Below are 19,784 nucleotides of genomic sequence, written 5' to 3'. Positions count from 1 at the left end.
GGCCGTTCTCACGATGCGTGACGGCACGACCATAGGGCAGCATGAACCCGACGTCAGGGGGCGGAGGTTCCACGCATGTCGCCACGGATCCACCTCCCGAGCGGATGGGTGACCTTCGTGTTCACCGACATCGAGGGGTCGACGCGGCTGGCCCAGCTGCTCGGTCCGGGCTACCGCCCGGTGCTGCGGGAACACCGTCGGCTGCTGCGCGACACGTTGGCCGGCACCGACGCGGCGGAGTTGCTGACCGAGGGGGACTCGTTCTTCCTCGCGTTCGGCGACGCGGCCGCCGCGGTGACCGCCTGCCTCACCGCGCAACGCGCGCTGGCCAGCCACGACTGGCCCACCCCCGAGGCCGCGCCCCGGGTGCGGATGGGCCTGCACACCGGGTACGCCGAACCTCGCGACGGCGAGTACGCCAGCCCCGAGGTGCACCGGGCGGCCCGGGTCGCCGCGGCCGCCCACGGTGGACAGGTGCTCTGCTCGGCCGCCACCGCACGGCACGCCGAGCCGCTGCCGGACGGCGCGTCCCTGTTGGACCTCGGGCTGCACCGGCTGCGCGGCTTCGACGACCGGGAGCGGCTGTTCCAGCTGGTGGCACCCGGTCTGGAGCGGAGCTTCCCGCGTCCGCGGACCGCCGACGCGGTGGCGCACAACCTGCCCACCCAGGTCACCTCGTTCGTCGGCCGGGAGGCGGAACGGGCCGAGCTGCGGCGGCTGGTCGACACGTACCGCCTGGTGACGGTGCTGGGCGCGGGCGGCGCCGGCAAGACGCGGCTGGCGGTGGAGCTGGCCTCGGGGATCGTCGAGGCCTACCCGGACGGGGTGTGGTTCGTCGACGTCGCCGCGGTGACCGACCCGGGCCTGGTGGCGTTCGAGATCGCCGCCGTGCTCGGGCTCCGCCCGGAGCCCGGCCGCCCGATGGTGGACACCCTGGTCGAGTACGCGGCCGCCCGCCGGATGCTGATCGTGCTGGACACCTGCGACGCCCAGCCGGCCGCCTCGGCCGAGGTGATCTCCCGGCTGCTGGCCGGCGGCCGGGGCGTCCGGGTGCTCGCCACCAGCCGGGAGTCCTTCGGGCTGCCCGGCGAGGTGGTCTGGCGGATCCCTCCGCTCTCGGTGGACCCCGGTCCCGACGGCGGGGAGAGCGACGCGGTGGCCCTGCTGCTGGCCCGGACGGCGGCGGCCCGGGGTGGCCGGCCGCCGGACCCCGCCGAGCAGGCCGACCTGCGCCGGGTGGTCCGCCGGCTGGACGGGCTGCCGCTCGCCATCGAGCTGGCCGCCGCCCGGCTGCGGGTGCTCTCGGCCGGGCAGCTCGCCGAGCGCCTCGACGACATGCTGGGCACCCTGGACGCGGGCCGGGAGGAGCCGGAACCGCCCCCGCTGGAGGCCGGCTGGAGCGGCAACCAGCAGGACACCGTGGACCTGGTGGCCGCCGCGACCGGGGCCACCCCGCCGACTCCGGAGACCCGGTCCGTGCAGCGCTCGGCCAGCGCACGTCATCTGACCATGCAGGCCACGGTGACCTGGTCGTACCGGACGCTGGGCGGGCGCTCGGCCCGGCTGCTGCGCTGGCTGGCGGTCTTCGCCGGCCCGGTGGATCTGCCGACGGTGCAGTGGCTGCTCGACGACGACCCGCTCGACCCGCTCTCCGTGCTGGTGGACAAGTCGATGGTGCTGGCCGAGCCGCACGCCTCGGGCAGCACCTACCGGATGCTCGACCCGATCCGGGCGTACGCGGCCCGCCGGCTGGTCGAGGCCGGCGAGGAGCAGAGCGCCCGGGACCGGCACGTCGCCTGGTCCCGGCACGCGTTGGAACGCGCGCACCTCGGCCCGGACGGGCAACCGGTCACCCTCTCCCTGTACGCGCTCGACCCACTGGCGGGGGAGTTGCGGGCCGCGCTGCGCTGGTGCGCCACCGGCGGCAGTGCCCGTTCGGGCCTGCGGCTGGCCGGCGGGCTGGACCAGTGGTGGCGGGAGCGGGGGCTGGCCCGGGAGGGCCGGCTCTGGCTGTTCCGGCTCTACGGCCGGATCGCCGAGACGGGCGAGTCGATCCCGGAGGCGGAGCTGGCGGCGGCGTACCACATGCACTCGTTGCACGCCGGCGCGGACGGGGAGTTCGCCGAGGAGCTGCGCTACTCGCAGCGGGCCGAGGCGGCCGCCCGGCAGGCCGGCGACCTGGGACTGCTGGCCCGGGTGCTGGCGGGGCGTGCCGCGCCCCTGGTCGACATGGGGCAGTTCGCCGAGGCGGAGCGGGTCTGCCGCGAGGTCATCGACTGGGCGTACGCGCAGGACGTGGTCTCGGACGCGCTGCTGGCCGTCTACAACCTGGCCGAGCTGCTCTGGCGCCGGGGCGCGCTGGACGAGGCGTCCGAGCTGCTCGGGGCGGCCCGCCCGGTCGAGGCGGGCCGCCCGGTGGAGCGGGGCCGGCGCTCCGTGGACATGCTGCTCGGCCTGGTGGCGCTGGACCGGGACGACCTGGTCGCCGCGCACGAGCACCTGATGGTGGCGCTCCGCTCCCGGATGAGTCACGGCTACCTGGGGCGGGCGTGCGACACGCTGAACGCGATCGCGGTGCGCTGCGCGCTGGGCGATGACCCGGTGACCGCGGCGCGGCTCTTCGGGGCGGCCCAGGCCACCCGGGCCTACCTGCGCGCCACCCCGGGCATCTTCGGGCCGTACTGGCTGGCGCGGCAGGCGGAGCTGCGCCGGGTGCTGGGCGACGTGGCGTTCGACGCCGCCTACGCGGCGGGCGGCGAGCTGGCCCTGGAGGAGGCGGCGGCACTGGCCCTCGGGGTGGAGCACCCCGACCTGGCGAGCGACTCCCCCCGCTTCACCCCGACCCCGCGCCACCCCGCCTTCCCCCGCTTCCCTCGCTTCCCCCGCTCCACCACTGGTTGATCAAGGAGGTCGCGTCGGCATCCGGGCGGACGGCGACGCGAACTCCCTGATAGACGAGGCGGGGGTGGGGGTCAGCGCCGGGCGCGGCGCTCGGCGTCGGCCTTGATCCGGGCCGCGCGGTCGAGGTCGGCCCGCTTGACCGCGGCGACCGAGCCGAAGACGCTGACCGCCTCGTAGTACGTCCAGGCCAGGCTGTAGCAGGCGGGCCGGACGACGACGTTCTACGTGGCGCAGACCCGCTTCAGATCGGCGTAGAAGGCGCTGTCCAGGCGGGACTTGTTGGCGGAGAACTGGCCCATCGCCTTGTAGTTGCGGTAGCCGAAGTCGTGCCGGTAGCAGGAGAGGCTGAAGTTGAAGCCGAGCGGGTTGTCCGGGCTCGACGAGCAGTAGTCGGTCGACCAGTCGAAGTTGTAGTCGGCCCAGGCCGCCTTGTTGAGCCGGCCGGCGTTCCAGGCGTTGTAGCTCGTCGCGCTGGTCTGGGTCCAGCTCGACAGGACGGAGAGCTTCTGCGCGGTGCTCACCGCCGCGGCGGCGGGCGAGGCCAGGCCGAGGGTGATGAGCAGGGCGAACGTGCCGGCGGCGAGTACGGTGGCGAGGCGTCGGGACACGGGAACCTCCGCGGGGTGGGCGAGGGCAGGGCCTCCGGGGGATAGCCGGATGTCGATCATTCTCGATCAACTGGACGACGGGCGGCGATGCCCCGGGAGGCCGGTTGGTGACATGCGTCCAAACAGACGAATGCCCCGGACCGCGAACGGTCCGGGGCATTCGCGCCGGGTCAGCGCACGAAGCGCGGCGGGCTGACCGGGCCCTCGTTCCAGGACCGGTCCAGGGCGCTCACGTAGTAGGTATAGCGCCCGTCGGCTGCCGCCGTCGTATCCACCCAGGACTGCACATCGCCGTCGGTGCCCCGCACCGTGGCGACCAGGTGGGCGGCGTCGGCGAAGTCGCACCGGTCGTGCAGGCCGATGCCGTCGAACCGGTAGATCGCGTACGAGGTGGCGGTGCCCAGGGGGCCCTCGCCGTTCGCCGGCTGCCGCCAGCTCAGCCGGACCCCGTCCGCCTGCCGCTCGGCCCCGGTGACCACCGGGAGGAGCAGCGGCTTGGCCGGGAGCTGCGCCATGGCCGGCACCAGCGCCGGGCGGGAGTAGTGCTCGGCGGCGTAGATGTCGGTGGCGCCGAGCCGGTTGGCCTTTACCTGCACCGCGGAGAAGTGCACGTTGCCGAGCACCTCCGGGTACGACCGGTTGAGCGTCAGGTGGTCGGACAGCTCGCGCGGGTTCATCCAGTACGACCCGTACGCCGGCTCACCGCTCTTGTAGTCGGCCTGGCCGATGTAGAGCTGGACGTTCGTGCCGCGCACCTGCTCGGCCCACCACGGCACCAGCCGGGCGTAGTCGGCGGCCGGGTACTGGCCGATGTACCAGTAGAGCTGCGGCACCACGTAGTCGATCCACTCCTCCTTGATCCACTTACGGGTGTCGGCGGAGATGATGTCGTACGACTGGCTGCCGGTGGTGTCCGAGCCGTTCGGGTCCGCGCTCTTGTTGCGCCAGATGCCGAACGGGCTGACGCCGAACTTCACCCACGGCTTGACCGCCTTGATCTTGGCGTTCATCTCCTGGATCAGCAGGTTGATGTTGTCCCGCCGCCAGTCGGCCTGGTTGGTGAAGCCCCGGTTGTACTGGGCGAAGGTGGCGTCGTCCGGGTACTGGTACGTGCCGCTCGGGTACGGGTAGAAGTAGTCGTCGAAGTGCATGCCGTCGATGTCGTACCGCTTGACCGCGTCCAGCATCGCGGTCTGCACGAACTCGCGGACCTCCGGGATGCCGGGGTTGTAGTAGAGCCGGCTGCCGGCGACCCCGGCCGGCGGGTACGCGAACACCCAGTCCGGGTGCTGCCGGGCCGGGGCGTTCGGGGCGAGCTTGGCGATGTCCGCGCCGGCGCCGCCCGGGGCCGGCATGGAGACCCGGTACGGGTTCATCCAGGCGTGGAACTCCAGGTTCCGCTTGTGCGACTCCTCGACGAGGAAGGCCAGCGGGTCCCAGCCCGGGTCCTGGCCGCGCACCCCGGTGAGGTACTCCGACCACGGCTCGTACGGCGACGGCCAGAACGCGTCCGCGGTCGGCCGGACCTGGACGACGACGGCATTGTGGTTGAGCTTCTGCGCCAGGTCGAGCCAGCCCAGGTATTCGGCCTTTTGCTTGGCGACCTGGTCCGGGTCGGTCCACGAGGCCTTGCTGGGCCAGTCGATGTTGGTCACCGAGGCGATCCACATGGCCCGGAACTGCCGCTTGGGCGTGGCCGGGTCGGTGACGCAGGTGGTGGTGGTGGTATCGGACGCCGTGTCGCTCTCCGCGGCGTGTGCGGGGGTGCCGGCGAGCAGTGCGCCGAACAGCGCCACGGCCAGCCCGGCGGCTCTGAGCCGAGTTGCCTTCATGCGGTGCGGTCCCTTCGTTGGGGCTCCCGGAGCGGTGGCGGCGGACGGCCGGCGCATCCGGCAAGATTCGCCGCAGAACATCTGCCGCCGGTAGAAAACTTTCATCAATCCCGATGCTGCGCAAGACCCCAGGACGGATCGATGCGCAGGTGGGGCCGAACGCCCGAGGGGTGAGCCGGGCCACCGTCCGCTTCGTGACCTTCCCGACACCCGCGGTGAGGGGTTGGCGGTGAGGGCCGGGCTGGAGCCCTCCGTCTTCGGCTTCGCCGGGGTGCTCACCGCCACCGCGGTGGTCTTCTTCGCGTACACCGGTTTCGAGGCCGTGGCGAACCTCGGTGAGGAGACCCGCCGGCCCCGCCGGGACCTGCCGCTGGGCCTGCTCGGCACGCTGGGCATCTCCACCGTGTTGTACATCGGCGTCTCGCTGGTCGTCGTCGGGATGGTGCACTACACCGACATCGACGAGGGCGCCCCGATCGCGTCGGCGTTCAAGGCGGCCGGCGCCGGCTGGGCCGCCGTCCTGGTCTCCATCGCCGCCGTCGCGGGCCTGACCAGCGTGATCCTGGTCGACCTGGTGGCCATGGGCCGGATCGGCTTCGCCATCGCCCGGGACGGGCTGATCCCGCCGTCCATCGCCAAGGTGCACCCGCGCTGGGGCACGCCGTACCGGATCTCGGCGATCATGACGGTCGGGGTCGCGCTGCTCGCCGGCCTGCTCCCGCTCTCCGCCCTGGCCGACCTGGTCAGTATCGGCGCGCTCTGCGCGTTCGTGCTGGTGTCCATCGCGGTGCCGATCCTGCGGCGGCGCCGCCCGGACCTGGACCGGCCGTTCACGGTGCCGTTCTCCCCGGTGCTGCCGATCGTGTCGGCGCTGGCCTGCCTCTACCTGATGCTCAACCTGTCGGTGGAGACCTGGATCCGGTTCCTGGCCTGGATGCTGCTCGGCGGCCTCATCTACTTCGGCTACGGCTACCGCAAGAACCGCCTGGCCCGCCGCGAGGCGGCGTCGTCCGCCCCGCCCGAACCCGCCCCCACCCGCTGACCGGTAAGGAAGGGCCCCTTCTTAACACCCGGTGTTAAGAAGGGGCCCCTGCTCTACCTGAGGCGTTAAAAAGGGGCCCTTCCTTACACCTCAGGGCGGGCCTGCGGAACCGCGGTGGGGCCGTGGACGACCGGCTTGCCGTCGGTCCAGACGACCTCGTCGAGCCAGACCTGGCGGCCCGGGTCGGTGGCGCCCTCCTGCCCGGGCGGCCAGGCGTGGTAGAGCAGCCAGGTGCGGCCGCCCTGCTCGACCATGGAGGCGTGCCCCGGCCCGGAGGCCACCGCGTTGCCCTTGAGGATCGGGTTCTCGGCGGCCTTCACGCACGGGCCGGTCGGGCTCTCGCAGACCGCGTACCCCTCGGCGTAGGTCGCCTTGTCGTAGGCGTTGGCGGCGAAGAAGAGGTGGAGCCGGCCGTCGTGCCGGTGGAAGAAGGGGCCCTCGATGAGCGTGCCCTCCCACGGCTCGGTCTGCTTCAGCAGCTTCGTCGGGGTGCCGGTGAGCCGGAGCCCGTCGGGGGAGAGCCGCTGCGACCAGAGCCAGGTGTCCACGCCGATCGCGTTGCCGTCGTTCTTCCAGAGCAGCCAGAGGCTGCCGTCGGTGTCCCGGTACGGGCTGGCGTCGATGGACCCGCCCAGCTCCGCCTGGCAGATCAGCGGGCCGGTCGAGTCGTCCCGGTACGGCCCCGACGGGGTGACCGCCACCGCCCGCCCCACGCACTGCCGCCCGGAGTCCCGGTCGGCGACGGTGTAGTAGAGGACGAACCGGTCCGGGGCCAGCTGGATGACCTCCGGTGCCCAGGTCCTGCCGGCGCCGGCCCAGTCCGGCAGCTCCGGCAGGGCGTCCCCGGCCGGGGTCCACTCCACCAGATCGGGGGAGCTGAGCACCGGCACGTTCCGGCCGCCGGAGTTGGTGTGGAACAGGTACCAGGTCTCGCCGACCCGGATCGCCTGCGGGTCCGGCGCGTCGGTCCGGATCACGGGGTTGGTGAACATGCGGGGATCCTCCGGCCTGGTCGCGGGGGTGGGGTCGCTGCCGCAGGCGGCGGCCAGGACCGCGGTGGCGCCGCGCCTGGCGGTCATCCCTTCAGGCCGCTGCGGGAGACGCCCTGGATGATGTGGCGCTGGGCGAGCACGAAGAGGATCAGGACCGGCACGCTGGCCAGCACCGCCCCCGCCATGATCACCGGGTAGTCGGTGTTGTACGCCCCCTGGAGCAGGCCCAGGCCGGCCGGCAGGGTCAGTCGCTCCGGGCTGAACAGCACGTAGATCGGCCAGAGGAAGTCGTTCCAGTTGGTGAGGAACGACAGCACCCCCAGGGTGGCCAGGGCCGGCTTGGACAGCGGCAGCAGCACCCGGGTGAACACCTGCCAGTGGTTCGCCCCGTCCAGCACGGCGGCCTCCTCCAGCTCCGCCGGGATGGAGAGGAAGAACTGCCGCAGGAAGAACACCCCGAAGGCGCTCGCCGCGCCCGGCACGATCACCACGGTCAGGGTGTCGAGCCAGCCCAGCCGGTCGGCGATCACGAAGTTCGGAATGATCAGCGAGGTGGGCGGGATGAAGAGCGTGCCCACGATCAGCGCGAAGCCCAGCGACCGCCCGCGGAACCGCAGCCGGGCCAGCGCGTACGCGGCCATCGAGGCGGTGGCCAGCACCAGCAGCGAGTGCAGGGCGGCGGCCAGCATGCTGTTGACGAACCAGCGCAGCACCGGGTTGGCGTCGTTGTGCACGATCTTGTCGAAGCCGTACGTCGAGAACGGGTTCGGCAGCCAGCTCGGCGGGATCTTCTGCGCGTCCCCGTAGGTCTTGAGCGAGGTGAGCAGCATCCAGACCAGCGGCGTGAGGAACACCAGGGCCAGCGCCACCAGCAGGGCGTAGCGGCCGGTGCGGCGGAGTGCGGTCATCCGGTCCCCCTCAGTCTTCCCGGTAGCGGAACAGCCGGAAGTTGACGACGCTGATCACCGCGAGCGCCAGCGCGAAGAGGATGCTCATCGCCGCCGCCTTGCCGGCGTCGTTGTCCCGCAGCCCCTCGTCCACGATCCGCCACACCACCGTGCGGGTCTGCTGTCCGGGCGCGCCCTGCGTGATCAGGAACGCCTGGCCGAAGACGTTCGCCGAGGCCAGGATCGTGGTGGTGAGCACGAAGAGCAGGACCGGCCGGAGCCCGGGCAGGGTGACGTTGCGGAACCGTTCCCAACCGTTCGCCCCGTCCACCCGCGCCGCCTCGTACAGCTCGGCCGGAATGTCCTGCAGGCCGGCGAGGTAGATGACCGCGTTGAAGCCCGAGGTCCACCAGACGGTCACCCCGACCAGCGACACCCAGGCCCACGGCACGTCGGTCACCCACGGCGTGTCGGCGGGCAGCCCCACCGCGCCGAGCATGCGGTTGACCAGGCCCAGGTTGGCGTCGAGCAGGAAGCGCCAGAGCAGGCCGATCACGGCCACCCCGAGCACGTACGGCGCGAAGTAGACGGCCCGGAAGAACGTCCGCCCGGGGAACGCGCCGTTGAGCAGCAGCGCCAGCCCGAGCGGGACCACCACCAGCAGCGGCACCGAGAAGACGGTGAAGATGGCGGTGGCCCGGACGGCCGACCACCAGTCCGCGTAGTCCGCCGACTGGCTGTCGAAGAGCGCCTGGTAGTTGTCCAGGCCGACGAAGGGCCGGTTGGGCAGTTGCAGGTCCCACTGGTGCACGCTCAGCCAGAGCCCGAAGACGATCGGCAGCACCCCGAACCCGATGAACAGCAGCAGGTAGGGCGCGAGGAAGAGGTACGGGGTGGCCGCGTTGCCCCGGCGCGTACCGCCCCGGCGGGTCGTCCGCCCCGCCGGGGGCGGCGCGTCACGGCGCGCCGCCCCGGCCTCGATCACGTCGGCCACCGGCATCAGCTCCCGTACTTCTTGCGGTTGTCCTCGAGCTGCTTGGTGGCCTTGGCCGCCCCGTCGTCCAGCGCCTGCGTCGGCGACTTCTTGCCCAGCGCCGCCTCGCTGAAGGCGGTGTAGAAGGTGGTGAGCACCTCGCCGAGCCCGGGCGCGGCGGGCGGGAAGGCCGCGTACTCCAGCTCGGGGGCGAGCGCGCTGATCTGCGGCAGGGCCTTGAACTCGGCGCTCTCCCGGACCGCCTTGCGGGCCGGCACCTGGCCGCCCTTGGCCCAGTCCAGGGAGTGCTGGCTCAGCCAGTTGATGAACACCTTGGCACCGGCGATCTTGTTGGCGTCGGCGCTGCGCTGCTTGACGATGGTGAAGTTGTGCGAGTTCGCCCAGGCGGCCGGCTGGCTGCCGATCTTGGGCAGCGGCGCGACGCCCCACTGCACGTCGGTGCTCTTGGCCAGGTCGTTGATCTGCCAGATGCCGTTCCAGTTGAACGCGTTCTTGCCGCTCTTCAGCGCCAGGTAGTCGGCGTCCTGGCCGACGTTCGACGGGGAGTGACCCTGCTTGATCATGTTGACCAGCCAGGTGCACGCCTCGACCGCCGGGTCGGAGTTGAAGGTCGCCTTCGCCACGTCCGCGTCGAAGAGCGTCCCGCCCCACTGGTGCACCAGGCTGTAGAAGGTCATGCCGCCGGTGAACTGGAACGGGCTGACCCAGAAGCCCTGCACGCCGGACTTCTTCAGCTCGGTCAGCGCCGCCTCGTACTCCTCGCGGATGGTCGGCGGCCTGTTCGGGTCGAGGCCGGCCTTCTGCATGACCCCCTTGTTGTAGTAGAAGCCCAGCGGGTGCATGTCGAGCGGGATGCCGTACCGCTTGTCGTGGTAAAGGCCGCCCTTCCAGACCGTCGGGGCGAAGTCCCCTTCGTTCAGTTCGAGGGCCTTCGCCACGTCGTCCAGCTCGGTGATGACCCCGCGCGCGACGAAGGTGGCGAGCTGGTCCATGTGCATGACCGCGATGTCCGGCCCGGCCCCGCTGGAGACCGCGCCGGGCAGCTTGGCGTAGTAGTCCTCCCAGCGGTACGTGCTCACCGCGATCGCGATGTTCTGGTGCTCGCTGTTGAACTGCTCGACGAGCTTCTTGAAGATGTCGCCGTCGCCGCCGGTGAAGCCGTTCCACAGCTTCAGGTCGACCTTGGGTCCGGTGTAGTCCTTGCCGCCGTTGCCGGCCGAGGTGGACTTGCTGGCGCTGCCGCCGCCGCAGCCGGCCAGGGTCAGGGTGGCCGCCGCGCCGAGTCCGACGCCGAGGCCGAGCAGGCGACGCCGGCTCATCTCGTGCTGGATCATGTGTGCTCCTTGGGGGACGGGATGCAGTATTGCCTGGTCACGACTACGGTGCGAAGCGCAGCAGGTTCCAGGAACAGGCGGGCAGCGCCACGGTGCAGCGACCACCCTCGACGGTGGGGGTGCTCATCTCCCGGGGCGTCACCCGCTCGGGCTCGGCCTCGGTGTTCATGGCCGCCGGCTCGGCGCCGGCGGCGAGGGTGGTGTGCGATCGACCGGAGAGCCGGGGCAGGGCGCGCAGGTCGAGGTCCAGGGCGAGGTCGTTCGGACCGCGGTTGACCGCGAAGACGGCGAGGTCCCCGGTCTCCTCGTCCCGGACCGCGACGGTGTCCAGCACCGGCACCTCGCCGTACCGCTTCGTCTCGTAGCTGGGGGAGACGGGCTCGGTGCGCAGCACGGTGCCGCGGGCGTACCGGGCGGTCAGCGCGAACGGGTGGAAGATGCTCTGCCGCCAGGCCGGCCCGCCGGTGCGGGTACGGATCGGGGCGATCACGTTGGCGAGCTGCGCCTGGCAGGCCACCCCGACCCGGTCCGCGTGCCGGAGCAGGGTGATGAGCAGGTCGCCGACCACCACGGCGTCGACCGCGGTGTAGTCGTCCTCGATCAGGGCGGGCGCCTCGACCCAGCCCCGCCGGTCCAGGTCGGCCTGGAGGCGGGACTGGTACCAGACGTTCCACTCGTCGAAGGAGATCTTCAGCCGGCGTCGCTGCCGCTGCTTGGCGGCCACGTGGTCGGCGGTGGCGACCACCTCGCGGATGAAGTTGTCCATGTCCACCGCGGAGGCCAGGATGCTGGCCCGGTCCCCGTCGGACGGGTCGTAGTAGGTGTGCGCGGAGATGTAGTCGACGTGTTCGTAGGTGTGCTCCAGGACGGTCGCCTCCCACGCGGCGAAGGTCGCCATCCCCCGGTTGGAGCTGCCGCAGGCCACCAGGCTGATCGAGGGGTCGATCAGCTTCATGGCCCGCGCGGTCTCGGCGGCGAGCCGGCCGTACTCGTCGGCGGTCTTGTGCCCCACCTGCCACGGGCCGTCCAGCTCGTTGCCCAGGCACCAGAGCCGCACCCCGTACGGCTGCTCCGCGCCGTGCTTGCGGCGCAGGTCGGACAGCTGCGTGCCGCCGGGGTGATTGGCGTACTCCAGCAGGTCGCAGGCCTCCTGCACGCCGCGGGTGCCGAGGTTGACCGCCATCATCGGTTCGACGCCGGCCTCGGCCGCCCAGGTCATGAACTCGTCCAGCCCGAACGCGTTCGTCTCGATCGTCTTCCAGGCCAGGTCGAGCCGGCGGGGCCGGTCGCCGACCGGGCCGATGCCGTCCTCCCAGCGGTAGCTGGAGACGAAGTTGCCACCGGGGTAGCGGATCACCGAGACGCCCAGCTCACGGGTCAGGTCCAGGACGTCCCGCCGGAAGCCGCGCGGGTCGGCGGTGGGATGCCCGGGCTCGTAGATCCCGCCGTAGACGCAGCGCCCCATGTGCTCGACGAAGGAGCCGAAGAGGCGGCGGTCGGCCGTCCCGATGGCGAAGGCCGGGTCGATCGTCAGCTGTGCGTCGCGCACGGGGTGCCACCTTTCCTCATACCGGGCCGGGGTGACCTCGGTCACCCCGTACCTCAGGTTTCTACAACGTTGTAACCAACGTTGTAAAGAGGGTGCGACGCGGTACAGTGCCGGCAGCGCCGACAGGGGAGGAAGGGTGCGACACAGGCTCAAGGACGTCGCGGAACGGGCCGGCGTGTCGGTGAAGACCGTCTCCAACGTGGTCAACGGCTACGAGCACGTCCGGCCGGACACCCGGGCCCGGGTCGAACAGGCCATCGCCGAGTTGAACTACCGGCCGAACCTGTCCGCGCGGAACCTGCGCAAGGGCCGGACCGGCGTGATCGCCCTGGCCGTGCCCGAGCTGGACATCCCGTACTTCGCCGAGCTGGCCCGGCACGTGGTCACCGCCGCCGCCGCGCACGGCTGGACGGTGCTGATCGACCAGACCGGCGGCGGGCCGGAGCAGGAACGGAAGGCGGCCAGCGGGATCGGCGACCATATGATCGACGGCCTGATCTTCAGCCCGCTCGCGCTCACCGCCGACGACCTCGCCGGCCTCGACGGAATGCCGATGGTGCTGCTCGGCGAGCGGGTCGACCACGGCCCGGCCGACCACGTCATGATCGACAATGTGGCCGCCGCCCGCGAGATCACCGCCCACCTGATCGGCCTGGGTCGCCGCCGGATCGCCGCGATCGGCTCCCAGCGCACCCCCGAGGGCGCCAGCGCCCGGCTCCGCCTGGCCGGCTACGCCGCCGCGCTGGCCGAGGCCGGCATCGGCTACGACGAGCGCCTGGTCGCGCCCGCGCCGGCCTGGCACCGCGCGGACGGCGCGGCCGCCGTGCGGCACCTGCTCACCACCGGGGTACGCCCCGACGCCGTCTTCTGCTTCAACGACACCCTCGCCCTCGGCGCGCTGCGCGCCCTGCACGAGGCCGGGCTCCGGGTGCCCGAGGACGTGGCGGTGGCCGGCTTCGACGACATCGAGGACGGCCGGTTCTCGATCCCCACCCTCAGCACGGTCTCCCCGGACAAGGAGGGCATCGCCCGTCTCGCCGTCGACCTGCTCGCCACCCGCCTCGCGGGCGACGCGGGCGCCCCACCGCGCGAGCTGATCGCCCCCTACCGTCTCGTCCGCCGGGAGAGCGCCCCCGCCCACTCCTGACCGGCCGGGGCGCTCCCGCCGATCAGTCGAAGAAGCGGGCCAGGTGCGCCCTGGGTGGGGGCGGCGCGTCGGGGGGCAGCGGGGTCAGGTCGGCGAAGATGGAGGCGCCGTCGCACCCGACGTGCAGCGGATACCAGCGCGGGGTGCCCGGCGGCCGCTGGCCGCAGATGCCCTTGAACGTCTGCACGTCCAGCAGCCGTACGTGGGTGGGGTCGGCCACCGCGTTCACGTGCCGCCACCACGGGCTCATCACGTGCAGCACGCCGCCCGGCCGGAGCGTCCGGTGGCACTCGTCCAACAGCGGCAGGAAGTCGATCAGGTGCTCCAGGATGTGCACCGCGAAGAACACGTCGACCGAGTCGTCGGCCAGCGGCAGCGCGCCGGACAGGTCGGCCACCGCGTCCACCCCGGCGGCCGGGTAGATGTCCAGGCCCAGGTTGCCCGGCCACTGCTTGGTCGCGCCGCAGCCCAGGTCGACCACCACCGGGGCACGGCCGGCGACGGCCACCCGGCACCACACGCCGAGCACCCCGGCCAGGCGGCCCACCAGGTCCCGGACCAGCCGGAGCTGGGCCGGTTCGGCGACCTCGCCGTCCAGGTGCGCCACCCCCCGGTCGAAACGCACCTCGACGGCGAGCCCGCGGAGCCGGTCGTCGTGCGCGGCCAGGTCGGCCCACGCCTCGGCGAGGAAGCCGTCGACCACGGCCAGCCGCTCGGCCGAGGGTGCGGAATGCGCCATCGCCACCATGCGCCACCTCCGGGCGGCGCGATACCCGCATCCACGCCCGGTATGCCTGGATCCGCGGCTGCATCGCCGTGTGCGAGTGCCGCACCGCTGGCGGAGCCATCCGCCCGGCCCGGCGGCGGGGCCTCGCCGGCCGGGCGGGACCGCCGCCGTCACGTCCGCTACCGACCGTCACGAGGCCGGCCGGGGAGACTCCTGAGAGCGACATGTCTGTCAGACATGTTCATGTCTCCACGACATGTCGCTCTAAAGAGTTTGTCCGGTCGGCGCGAGGGGGAGGGCGCGACGGGGTCGCCGGGGCGCAACGGGGTCGCCGAGCGCACGCCTCGGAGCCGCCGCCGCGCGCGGCGTGCCCGGTCAGCCGGCGATGGTGCGGCGGGTGGTCCGCCCGCCGCGCATCCGCTGCCGGGGCTGGGGCGCGGCGGCCTTGGGCCGCTTGAGGTGGTAGCGGTGCAGCTCGTTGTTGCCGGGCAGGGACGGGTCCTCGCTCATCGCGACCAGTTCCCAGCCCTGGTCACCGGCCCGGTTCAGGTGGGCCAGCGCGGTGTCGCCGTACGGCGTGACGTCGACCATCGAGCCGTCCGGGCCGTACCAGATGAAGACGACCTCCCACCCGATGTCGGTCGAGGCGGCCTGGCGGCGGCGGACCAGCAGCGCGTACTCCCACTTGAGCATGGGGTCATTCTCACCCCGCGCGGCCGGGTCGGCACGGATCAATCCTCGGCGATCCGTCCCGCGTCGACCCGGAGCCGCCGGTTGACGCTCACCGCGTCCAGCATCCGCCGGTCGTGGGTCACCAGCAGCAGGGTCCCCGGGTACGTGGCCAGGGCCGACTCCAGCTGCTCGATGGCCGGCAGGTCGAGGTGGTTGGTCGGCTCGTCCAGCACCAGCAGGTTCACCCCGCGCCCCTGCAGCAGCGCCAGCGCGGCCCGGGTGCGCTCGCCGGGGGAGAGGGTCGCCGCCGGCCGCAGCACGTGGTCCGCGCGCAGCCCGAACTTGGCCAGCAGCGTCCGCACGTCGGCCGGGGTCAGCTCCGGCACGGCCGCGCCGAAGGCGTCCACCAGCGGCTGGTCGCCGAGGAAGAGTCCCCGGGCCTGGTCGACCTCGCCGACCACCACCCCCGGCCCCAGCGCCGCGTACCCCTCGTCGACGGGGAGTCGGCCCAGCAGGGCCGCGAGCAGAGTGCTCTTGCCGGAGCCGTTCGCCCCGGTGATCGCCACCCGGTCGGCCCAGTCGACCTGGAGGTCCACCGGGCCGAGGGTGAAGCCGCCCCGGCGTACGACGGCGCCCCGGAGCGAGGCCACGACGGCGCCGGCGCGGGGCGCGGCGGCGATCTCCATCCGCAGCTCCCACTCCTTGCGCGGCTCCTCGACCACGTCCAGCCGCTCGATCAGCCGCGCGGTCTGCTTGGCCTTTGCCGCCTGCTTCTCGGTCGACTCGGCGCGGAACTTGCGGCCGATCTTGTCGTTGTCGGTGGCCTTGCGCCGGGCGTTCTTGACGCCCTTCTCCATCCAGGCGCGCTGCATCCGGGCCCGCGCCTCCAGCTCGCCCCGGGTGTCGGCGTACTCCTCGTACTCCTCGCGGGCGTGCCGGCGGGCCACCTCCCGCTCCTCCAGGTACGCCGCGTAGCCGCCGCCGTAGTGCCGGACCTGCCCCTGGTGCAGGTCCAGCTCCAGCACCCGGGTCACCGTCCGGGTCAGGAACTCCCGGTCGTGGCTGACCAGCACCGTCCCGGCCCGCAGCCCGGTGACGAACCGTTCCAGCCGGTCCAGTCCGGCCAGGTCCAGGTCGTTGGTGGGCTCGTCGAGCAGGAACACGTCGTAGCGGCTGAGCAGCAGGGAGGCGAGCCCGGCGCGGGCCGCCTGGCCGCCGGAGAGAGCGGTCATCGGGTGGTCCAGGTCGACGGTCAACCCCAGCTCCGCGGCGACCTGCTCGGCGCGCTCGTCCAGGTCCGCGCCGCCCAGGTCGAGCCAGCGCTCCAACGCCCCGGCGTACGCGTCGTCGGCGCCCGCGGCCCCGGCGGTGAGCGCCTCGGTGGCGGCGTCCAGGGCGGTCTGCGCCGCGGCCACCCCGGTCCGCCGGGCCAGGAAGTCGCGGACGGTCTCGCCGGGCCGGCGCTCCGGCTCCTGTGGGAGGTAGCCGACGGTGGCGGTGGGCGGGCTCAACGACACCGAGCCCTCCTCGCGGGGCTGGAGCCCGGCGAGCGTACGCAGCAGCGTCGACTTGCCGGCGCCGTTCACCCCGACCAGCCCGATCACGTCGCCCGGGGCGACGATCAGGTCCAGGTCGGCGAAGAGCAGCCGGTCACCGTGTCCGGCGGTCAGGTCCTTGGCGATCAACGTAGCGCTCATGAGGGGTCCGAGCCTACCGAGGCGCGGATCGGATCGACCGGGCCCCGCGCCACGACGGAGGTGAGGGAGACTCACTCCCGTGGTGACCACTCTGGCGATCGACTGCGGCGGTGGCGGGATCAAGGCCTCCGTCCTGGATGCCGCGGGCACGATGCGGGCCAGGGCGCTGCGCGTGCCCACGCCGTACCCGCTGCCGCCCGCCCTCTTCGTCAAGACGCTGCTCGAACTGGGCGGCCGGCTGCCGGCCGCGGACCGGCTCACCGTCGGGATGCCCGGCATGATCCGGCACGGCGTGGTGGTCGCCACCCCGCACTACGTCACCCGCTCCGGCCCGCGCAGCAAGGTCGATCCGGGGCTGGTCGCCGAATGGTCCGGGTACGACGCGCGCAGCGCCCTCGCGGAGGCGTTCGGCATCCCGGCGCTGGTGCTCAACGACGCCGAGGTGCACGGCGCGGGAGTGGTCGCCGGCACCGGGTGCGAGCTGGTGCTGACCCTCGGGACCGGGCTGGGCAGCGCGCTCTTCGACGGCGGGGTGCTCGCGCCGCACCTGGAGCTGTCCCACGCGCCGGTGCGCTGGAACACCACCTACGACACGTACGTGGGCGAGCCGGAACGGCGGCGGCTGGGGGACGCCTTCTGGTCGCGGCGGATCCGGCAGGTGGTCGACGGGCTGCGCCCCGTCTTCCGGTGGGACCGGCTCTACCTCGGCGGCGGGAACTCCCGGCTGATCCGGCCGGAACAACTGGCCCGGATGGGCGACGACGTCGTGGTCGTGCCGAACACGGCCGGGATCGTCGGCGGTGTCCGGGCCTGGGAACTCGTCGGCGACCGGTACGACCCGACCCCGTGAGTCCGATTTCCGCCGCAGGAACACTCGCGATACGGCTGGTGTTGTGTCAGCGTCGGACAAAGGGCGGCGCGACACGAGGGGGTGGGTCGAGTGGATCTTCTGGCGGAGTACCGGCGGGCGACCATGTTCTTCGAAGCGGGTGACCCGACCGGAGCGGCCCGGCTGCTCGAGCCGATCGTCGAGGCGGAGCCCGGCAACTCCTCGGTCCGGCAGCTGCTGGCCCGTGCGTACTTCCAGTCGGCCCAGCTCAACCGGGCCGAGGAGCAGCTGCGCGAGCTGGTCGACCGGGACCCGAGCGACCACTACGCGCACCACGTGCTGGGCCGCACCCTGGAGCGGATGAACCGGCCCGCCGACGCGCTGCGGCACCTGCGCATCGCGGCGGCCATGTACTCGACCAACGCCGACTACACGGCCGCGCTGCGCCGGGTGGAGGGCAAGGTCGCCGGCGGTCGCTCGTGAAGCTCAAGCTCGATCTCCACGACATCTACAACCGGGGCTACGAGATCGACCGTGCCCTGCGCGACATCATGAACGAGGCGGTGGCGAAGAAGGCCACCCTGGTGGAGATCATCCCCGGCAAGGGCTCCGGCCAGCTGAAGAAGAAGGTGCTGCGCTTCCTCGACCAGAAGGACGTGAAGCAGCTCTACCACCGGGTCGAGAAGGACTCGAAGAACTTCGGCCGTCTCTTCGTCCACTTCCGCTGGAAGTGAGCGGGCCCCGGCGGGACACACCCACCGGGGCCGCGCGTGCCGTCGAGGTCAGGAGACCTTGTCGACCTTGCAGGTGATCTTGCCGGTCACCTTCTGGCTCAGCACGACCATGCCCTCCTCGACGGCCTTCTGGCCCGGCCGCACGTCGGAGACGATGGTGGTGGTGTTGCCGACCCGGGTGCCCTTGGCGTCGAGGACGAACACGTCGATGAAGTAGGTGTTCTGGTTCTTGCTGGCGTTGTTCACCTCGACGTCGAACTTCACGTTCGCCAGGAGGTCGCTGCCCGCGGCTTCCCCTTCACACGACGTCAGCTTGACGTGCCCGGCCTTCGCGTCCTGCTCCTTGCTGACGTCGTTCGCCGCCTTGCCGACCAGCGCCGTGCAGGCCACGAAGCCACCGCCGCAGAGCAGAACGGCCAGGCCGGCGATGATGAGGAAGACCTTCAAGCCCGTCGACATCCCCTTCTTCGGCGGGGGTGCGGGAGCGAACCCCGGCGGAGGGGTCGGGGTGCCCGGCTGAGGGGCCTGGTCCTGCTGCGACATGTGGTTGTGCCTTTCGACTCGTACGTGACGCTCCCCCGTGACGAGAGCGGCCCGGCAGAGGTTGGCACGGCGGCCGCACGTTGTTGATCAACCAGGCGGGTGGTTGTCGGATAACAATAAGTTCCTTTGATCAACTAAAAGTTAATGATCTTTCGCCGATGGGCCCGACCAGCGCTTCCGTCCTGTTCGGACTCAGCGAGTGCAGGACGCGGGAGAGGTGAGTCCGCGAGTGACCCGGTGGCCGCGTGGTGTGCGAGCATTGCCGAGTGGACCTGACGCCGCAGGAGTACCGGTGCGCCGATCACGACCTGGACCTCACGGAGCTGGTGCAGGAGCAGTTGGCGGAGCGTACGCCGGCGTTGATGGGCCGCCAGGGAAAGCAGTTCCGGGTGATCGTGACGTGTCCCGGCGGGCCCGGGTCGTCCTCGCACCGGCTCAGCTTCACCGGCACGGTCCAATCCCGGTGAGACATCTCCGGTGACCGATCACCCGAGCACGGAGCAGAGCGCGCCGGACCCCGCCCGTCCGGCGCCGGCGGTAGGCGTGCCGGCCAGCCGCGGGGACCTGCTGTGGGAAGAGGCCGCGGCTGAGCTGGTACCGGCGAAATCACTGGCCCGGATCGACGAGCGGGCCCGCCGGGCAGTGACCGCCATCAGCCTGGTCGGCACCCTGGTGACCGGCCTGGGCCTGGTGGCGGGCGGGCAGGTCGCCGGTTCGCGGTCGGCGAAGGTGCTGGGGGTCGCCGCAGTGGTCGCGGCCGTGGCGGCCGTGGTCCTGGCGCTGGGCGCACTGCTCCTGCGCCTTCCCCGGCACCGGGTCGCCCTGGGCAACCTCGCCGAGGTCGAAGGGTGGTACCGGCGGGAGTTCGGCCGGGCGTGGGGGGTGGTCGCGGCCGGCTGCCTGACCATGATCGCGGTGCTGCTCGCCGGTACGGCATCCGTCGTCGCTCTGACGGACCGGAGCGGAGACGCCCCGACCCTGTCGCTCCGACTCACCGGAACGGGGACCGAGGCGGTGTTGACGGCCCGGGTGGGTATGACCGGCGTCGACCCGGATGCGGTCCTGCGCACCGAGCTGACGGGGGTGCGCGCGGACGGCAGCCGCGTGTCGCTGGCCCGCGAGTCAGCCCTGGTCGGCCCGACCCGCACGGTGACCGTATCGCTGACGGCGCGGCCGGTCGTCGACTACCCGACGTTGAACGTCGAGGCGGTGACGCCCGAGTGGCACTGCAAGGGATCGCTGGCGGTGGCGAACAGCACCGCCGAACCGGTGATCGGGTGCACCCGCCGGTAGGCC

The 19,784-nt window shown here is 72.2% G+C and carries 18 protein-coding genes and 1 pseudogene; 8 read left to right on the top strand and 11 right to left on the bottom strand.

Going from position 1 to position 19,784, the window contains the following annotated elements; translation table 11 throughout:
• Window positions 1-75 precede the first annotated feature (75 nt).
• Window positions 76-2,901, top strand: a complete 2,826-nt coding sequence (locus tag EFE23_RS07750; protein ID WP_123240218.1) for an ATP-binding protein — start codon at window positions 76-78, stop codon at window positions 2,899-2,901.
• A 71-nt stretch (window positions 2,902-2,972) separates the two neighbouring features.
• Here the strand turns inward: EFE23_RS07750 and EFE23_RS07745 are convergent.
• Both EFE23_RS07745 and EFE23_RS07740 read right to left on the bottom strand, forming a co-directional pair.
• Window positions 2,973-3,509, bottom strand: a pseudogene (locus EFE23_RS07745) (phospholipase).
• 170 nt (window positions 3,510-3,679) lie between these two features.
• Window positions 3,680-5,341, bottom strand: a complete 1,662-nt coding sequence (locus tag EFE23_RS07740) for a glycoside hydrolase family 10-like protein (RefSeq protein ID WP_123240217.1) — start codon at window positions 5,339-5,341, stop codon at window positions 3,680-3,682.
• 229 nt (window positions 5,342-5,570) lie between these two features.
• Here EFE23_RS07740 and EFE23_RS07735 point away from each other — a divergent pair, with 229 nt between their 5' ends.
• Window positions 5,571-6,383 carry an amino acid permease gene (locus EFE23_RS07735; RefSeq protein ID WP_233600910.1) on the top strand — a complete coding sequence of 271 codons (813 nt, stop codon included), beginning with the start codon at window positions 5,571-5,573 and terminating at the stop codon, window positions 6,381-6,383.
• An 83-nt stretch (window positions 6,384-6,466) separates the two neighbouring features.
• Here the strand turns inward: EFE23_RS07735 and EFE23_RS07730 are convergent, their stop codons facing one another.
• The 5 genes from EFE23_RS07730 to arfA all read right to left on the bottom strand — a co-directional run bounded on the left by EFE23_RS07730 (window position 6,467) and on the right by arfA (window position 12,139).
• The gene (locus EFE23_RS07730; RefSeq protein WP_233600909.1) at window positions 6,467-7,375 is read right to left on the bottom strand and encodes a glycoside hydrolase family 43 protein; all 909 of its coding nucleotides are present in this window, start codon (window positions 7,373-7,375) and stop codon (window positions 6,467-6,469) included.
• 83 nt (window positions 7,376-7,458) lie between these two features.
• A complete protein-coding gene (locus EFE23_RS07725) occupies window positions 7,459-8,283 on the bottom strand; it encodes a carbohydrate ABC transporter permease (RefSeq protein ID WP_123240215.1) in 825 nt (274 codons plus the stop codon).
• Between the two features lie 10 nt (window positions 8,284-8,293).
• Entirely contained in the window at window positions 8,294-9,262 is a 969-nt protein-coding gene (locus EFE23_RS07720) for a carbohydrate ABC transporter permease (protein ID WP_204334431.1), read from the bottom strand.
• The gene (locus EFE23_RS07715; protein WP_123240214.1) at window positions 9,262-10,590 is read right to left on the bottom strand and encodes an ABC transporter substrate-binding protein; all 1,329 of its coding nucleotides are present in this window, start codon (window positions 10,588-10,590) and stop codon (window positions 9,262-9,264) included. The genes EFE23_RS07720 and EFE23_RS07715 overlap by 1 nt, the downstream gene beginning before the upstream one ends.
• A 43-nt stretch (window positions 10,591-10,633) precedes the next feature.
• Window positions 10,634-12,139 carry an arabinosylfuranosidase ArfA gene (gene arfA, locus EFE23_RS07710; RefSeq protein WP_123240213.1) on the bottom strand — a complete coding sequence of 502 codons (1,506 nt, stop codon included), beginning with the start codon at window positions 12,137-12,139 and terminating at the stop codon, window positions 10,634-10,636.
• A gap of 136 nt (window positions 12,140-12,275) precedes the next feature.
• Between arfA and EFE23_RS07705 the strand changes: the two genes are divergently transcribed.
• On the top strand, window positions 12,276-13,286 hold the full coding sequence (locus EFE23_RS07705) for a LacI family DNA-binding transcriptional regulator (RefSeq protein ID WP_123240212.1): 1,011 nt from the start codon (window positions 12,276-12,278) through the stop codon (window positions 13,284-13,286).
• 22 nt (window positions 13,287-13,308) lie between these two features.
• Here the strand turns inward: EFE23_RS07705 and EFE23_RS07700 are convergent, their stop codons facing one another.
• From EFE23_RS07700 to EFE23_RS07690, 3 genes are all read right to left on the bottom strand, one after another.
• Window positions 13,309-14,034, bottom strand: a complete 726-nt coding sequence (locus EFE23_RS07700; protein WP_123240211.1) for a methyltransferase domain-containing protein — start codon at window positions 14,032-14,034, stop codon at window positions 13,309-13,311.
• A 354-nt stretch (window positions 14,035-14,388) separates the two neighbouring features.
• On the bottom strand, window positions 14,389-14,706 hold the full coding sequence (locus EFE23_RS07695; protein WP_123240210.1) for a hypothetical protein: 318 nt from the start codon (window positions 14,704-14,706) through the stop codon (window positions 14,389-14,391).
• Between the two features lie 38 nt (window positions 14,707-14,744).
• Window positions 14,745-16,382, bottom strand: coding sequence for an ABC-F family ATP-binding cassette domain-containing protein (locus tag EFE23_RS07690; protein ID WP_123240209.1), 1,638 nt, complete (start codon window positions 16,380-16,382; stop codon window positions 14,745-14,747).
• A gap of 79 nt (window positions 16,383-16,461) precedes the next feature.
• Between EFE23_RS07690 and EFE23_RS07685 the strand changes: the two genes are divergently transcribed.
• From EFE23_RS07685 to EFE23_RS07675, 3 genes are all read left to right on the top strand, one after another.
• Window positions 16,462-17,232 carry an ROK family protein gene (locus tag EFE23_RS07685; protein ID WP_123240208.1) on the top strand — a complete coding sequence of 257 codons (771 nt, stop codon included), beginning with the start codon at window positions 16,462-16,464 and terminating at the stop codon, window positions 17,230-17,232.
• A 90-nt stretch (window positions 17,233-17,322) separates the two neighbouring features.
• Window positions 17,323-17,694 carry a tetratricopeptide repeat protein gene (locus tag EFE23_RS07680; protein ID WP_123240207.1) on the top strand — a complete coding sequence of 124 codons (372 nt, stop codon included), beginning with the start codon at window positions 17,323-17,325 and terminating at the stop codon, window positions 17,692-17,694.
• Window positions 17,691-17,945 carry a Smr/MutS family protein gene (locus tag EFE23_RS07675; RefSeq protein WP_123240206.1) on the top strand — a complete coding sequence of 85 codons (255 nt, stop codon included), beginning with the start codon at window positions 17,691-17,693 and terminating at the stop codon, window positions 17,943-17,945. The genes EFE23_RS07680 and EFE23_RS07675 overlap by 4 nt, the downstream gene beginning before the upstream one ends.
• A 48-nt stretch (window positions 17,946-17,993) precedes the next feature.
• Here the strand turns inward: EFE23_RS07675 and EFE23_RS07670 are convergent, their stop codons facing one another.
• On the bottom strand, window positions 17,994-18,404 hold the full coding sequence (locus tag EFE23_RS07670; protein ID WP_123240205.1) for an FxLYD domain-containing protein: 411 nt from the start codon (window positions 18,402-18,404) through the stop codon (window positions 17,994-17,996).
• A 350-nt stretch (window positions 18,405-18,754) separates the two neighbouring features.
• Here EFE23_RS07670 and EFE23_RS07665 point away from each other — a divergent pair, with 350 nt between their 5' ends.
• On the top strand, window positions 18,755-18,955 hold the full coding sequence (locus tag EFE23_RS07665) for a hypothetical protein (RefSeq protein ID WP_123240204.1): 201 nt from the start codon (window positions 18,755-18,757) through the stop codon (window positions 18,953-18,955).
• Between the two features lie 10 nt (window positions 18,956-18,965).
• Entirely contained in the window at window positions 18,966-19,781 is an 816-nt protein-coding gene (locus tag EFE23_RS07660) for a hypothetical protein (RefSeq protein WP_123240203.1), read from the top strand.
• Window positions 19,782-19,784: the final 3 nt, after the last annotated feature.

The organism is Micromonospora solifontis (assembly GCF_003725545.1).
In the GTDB taxonomy this organism is placed as follows: domain Bacteria; phylum Actinomycetota; class Actinomycetes; order Mycobacteriales; family Micromonosporaceae; genus Micromonospora; species Micromonospora solifontis.
This window is presented reverse-complemented; position numbering and strand designations above follow the sequence as displayed.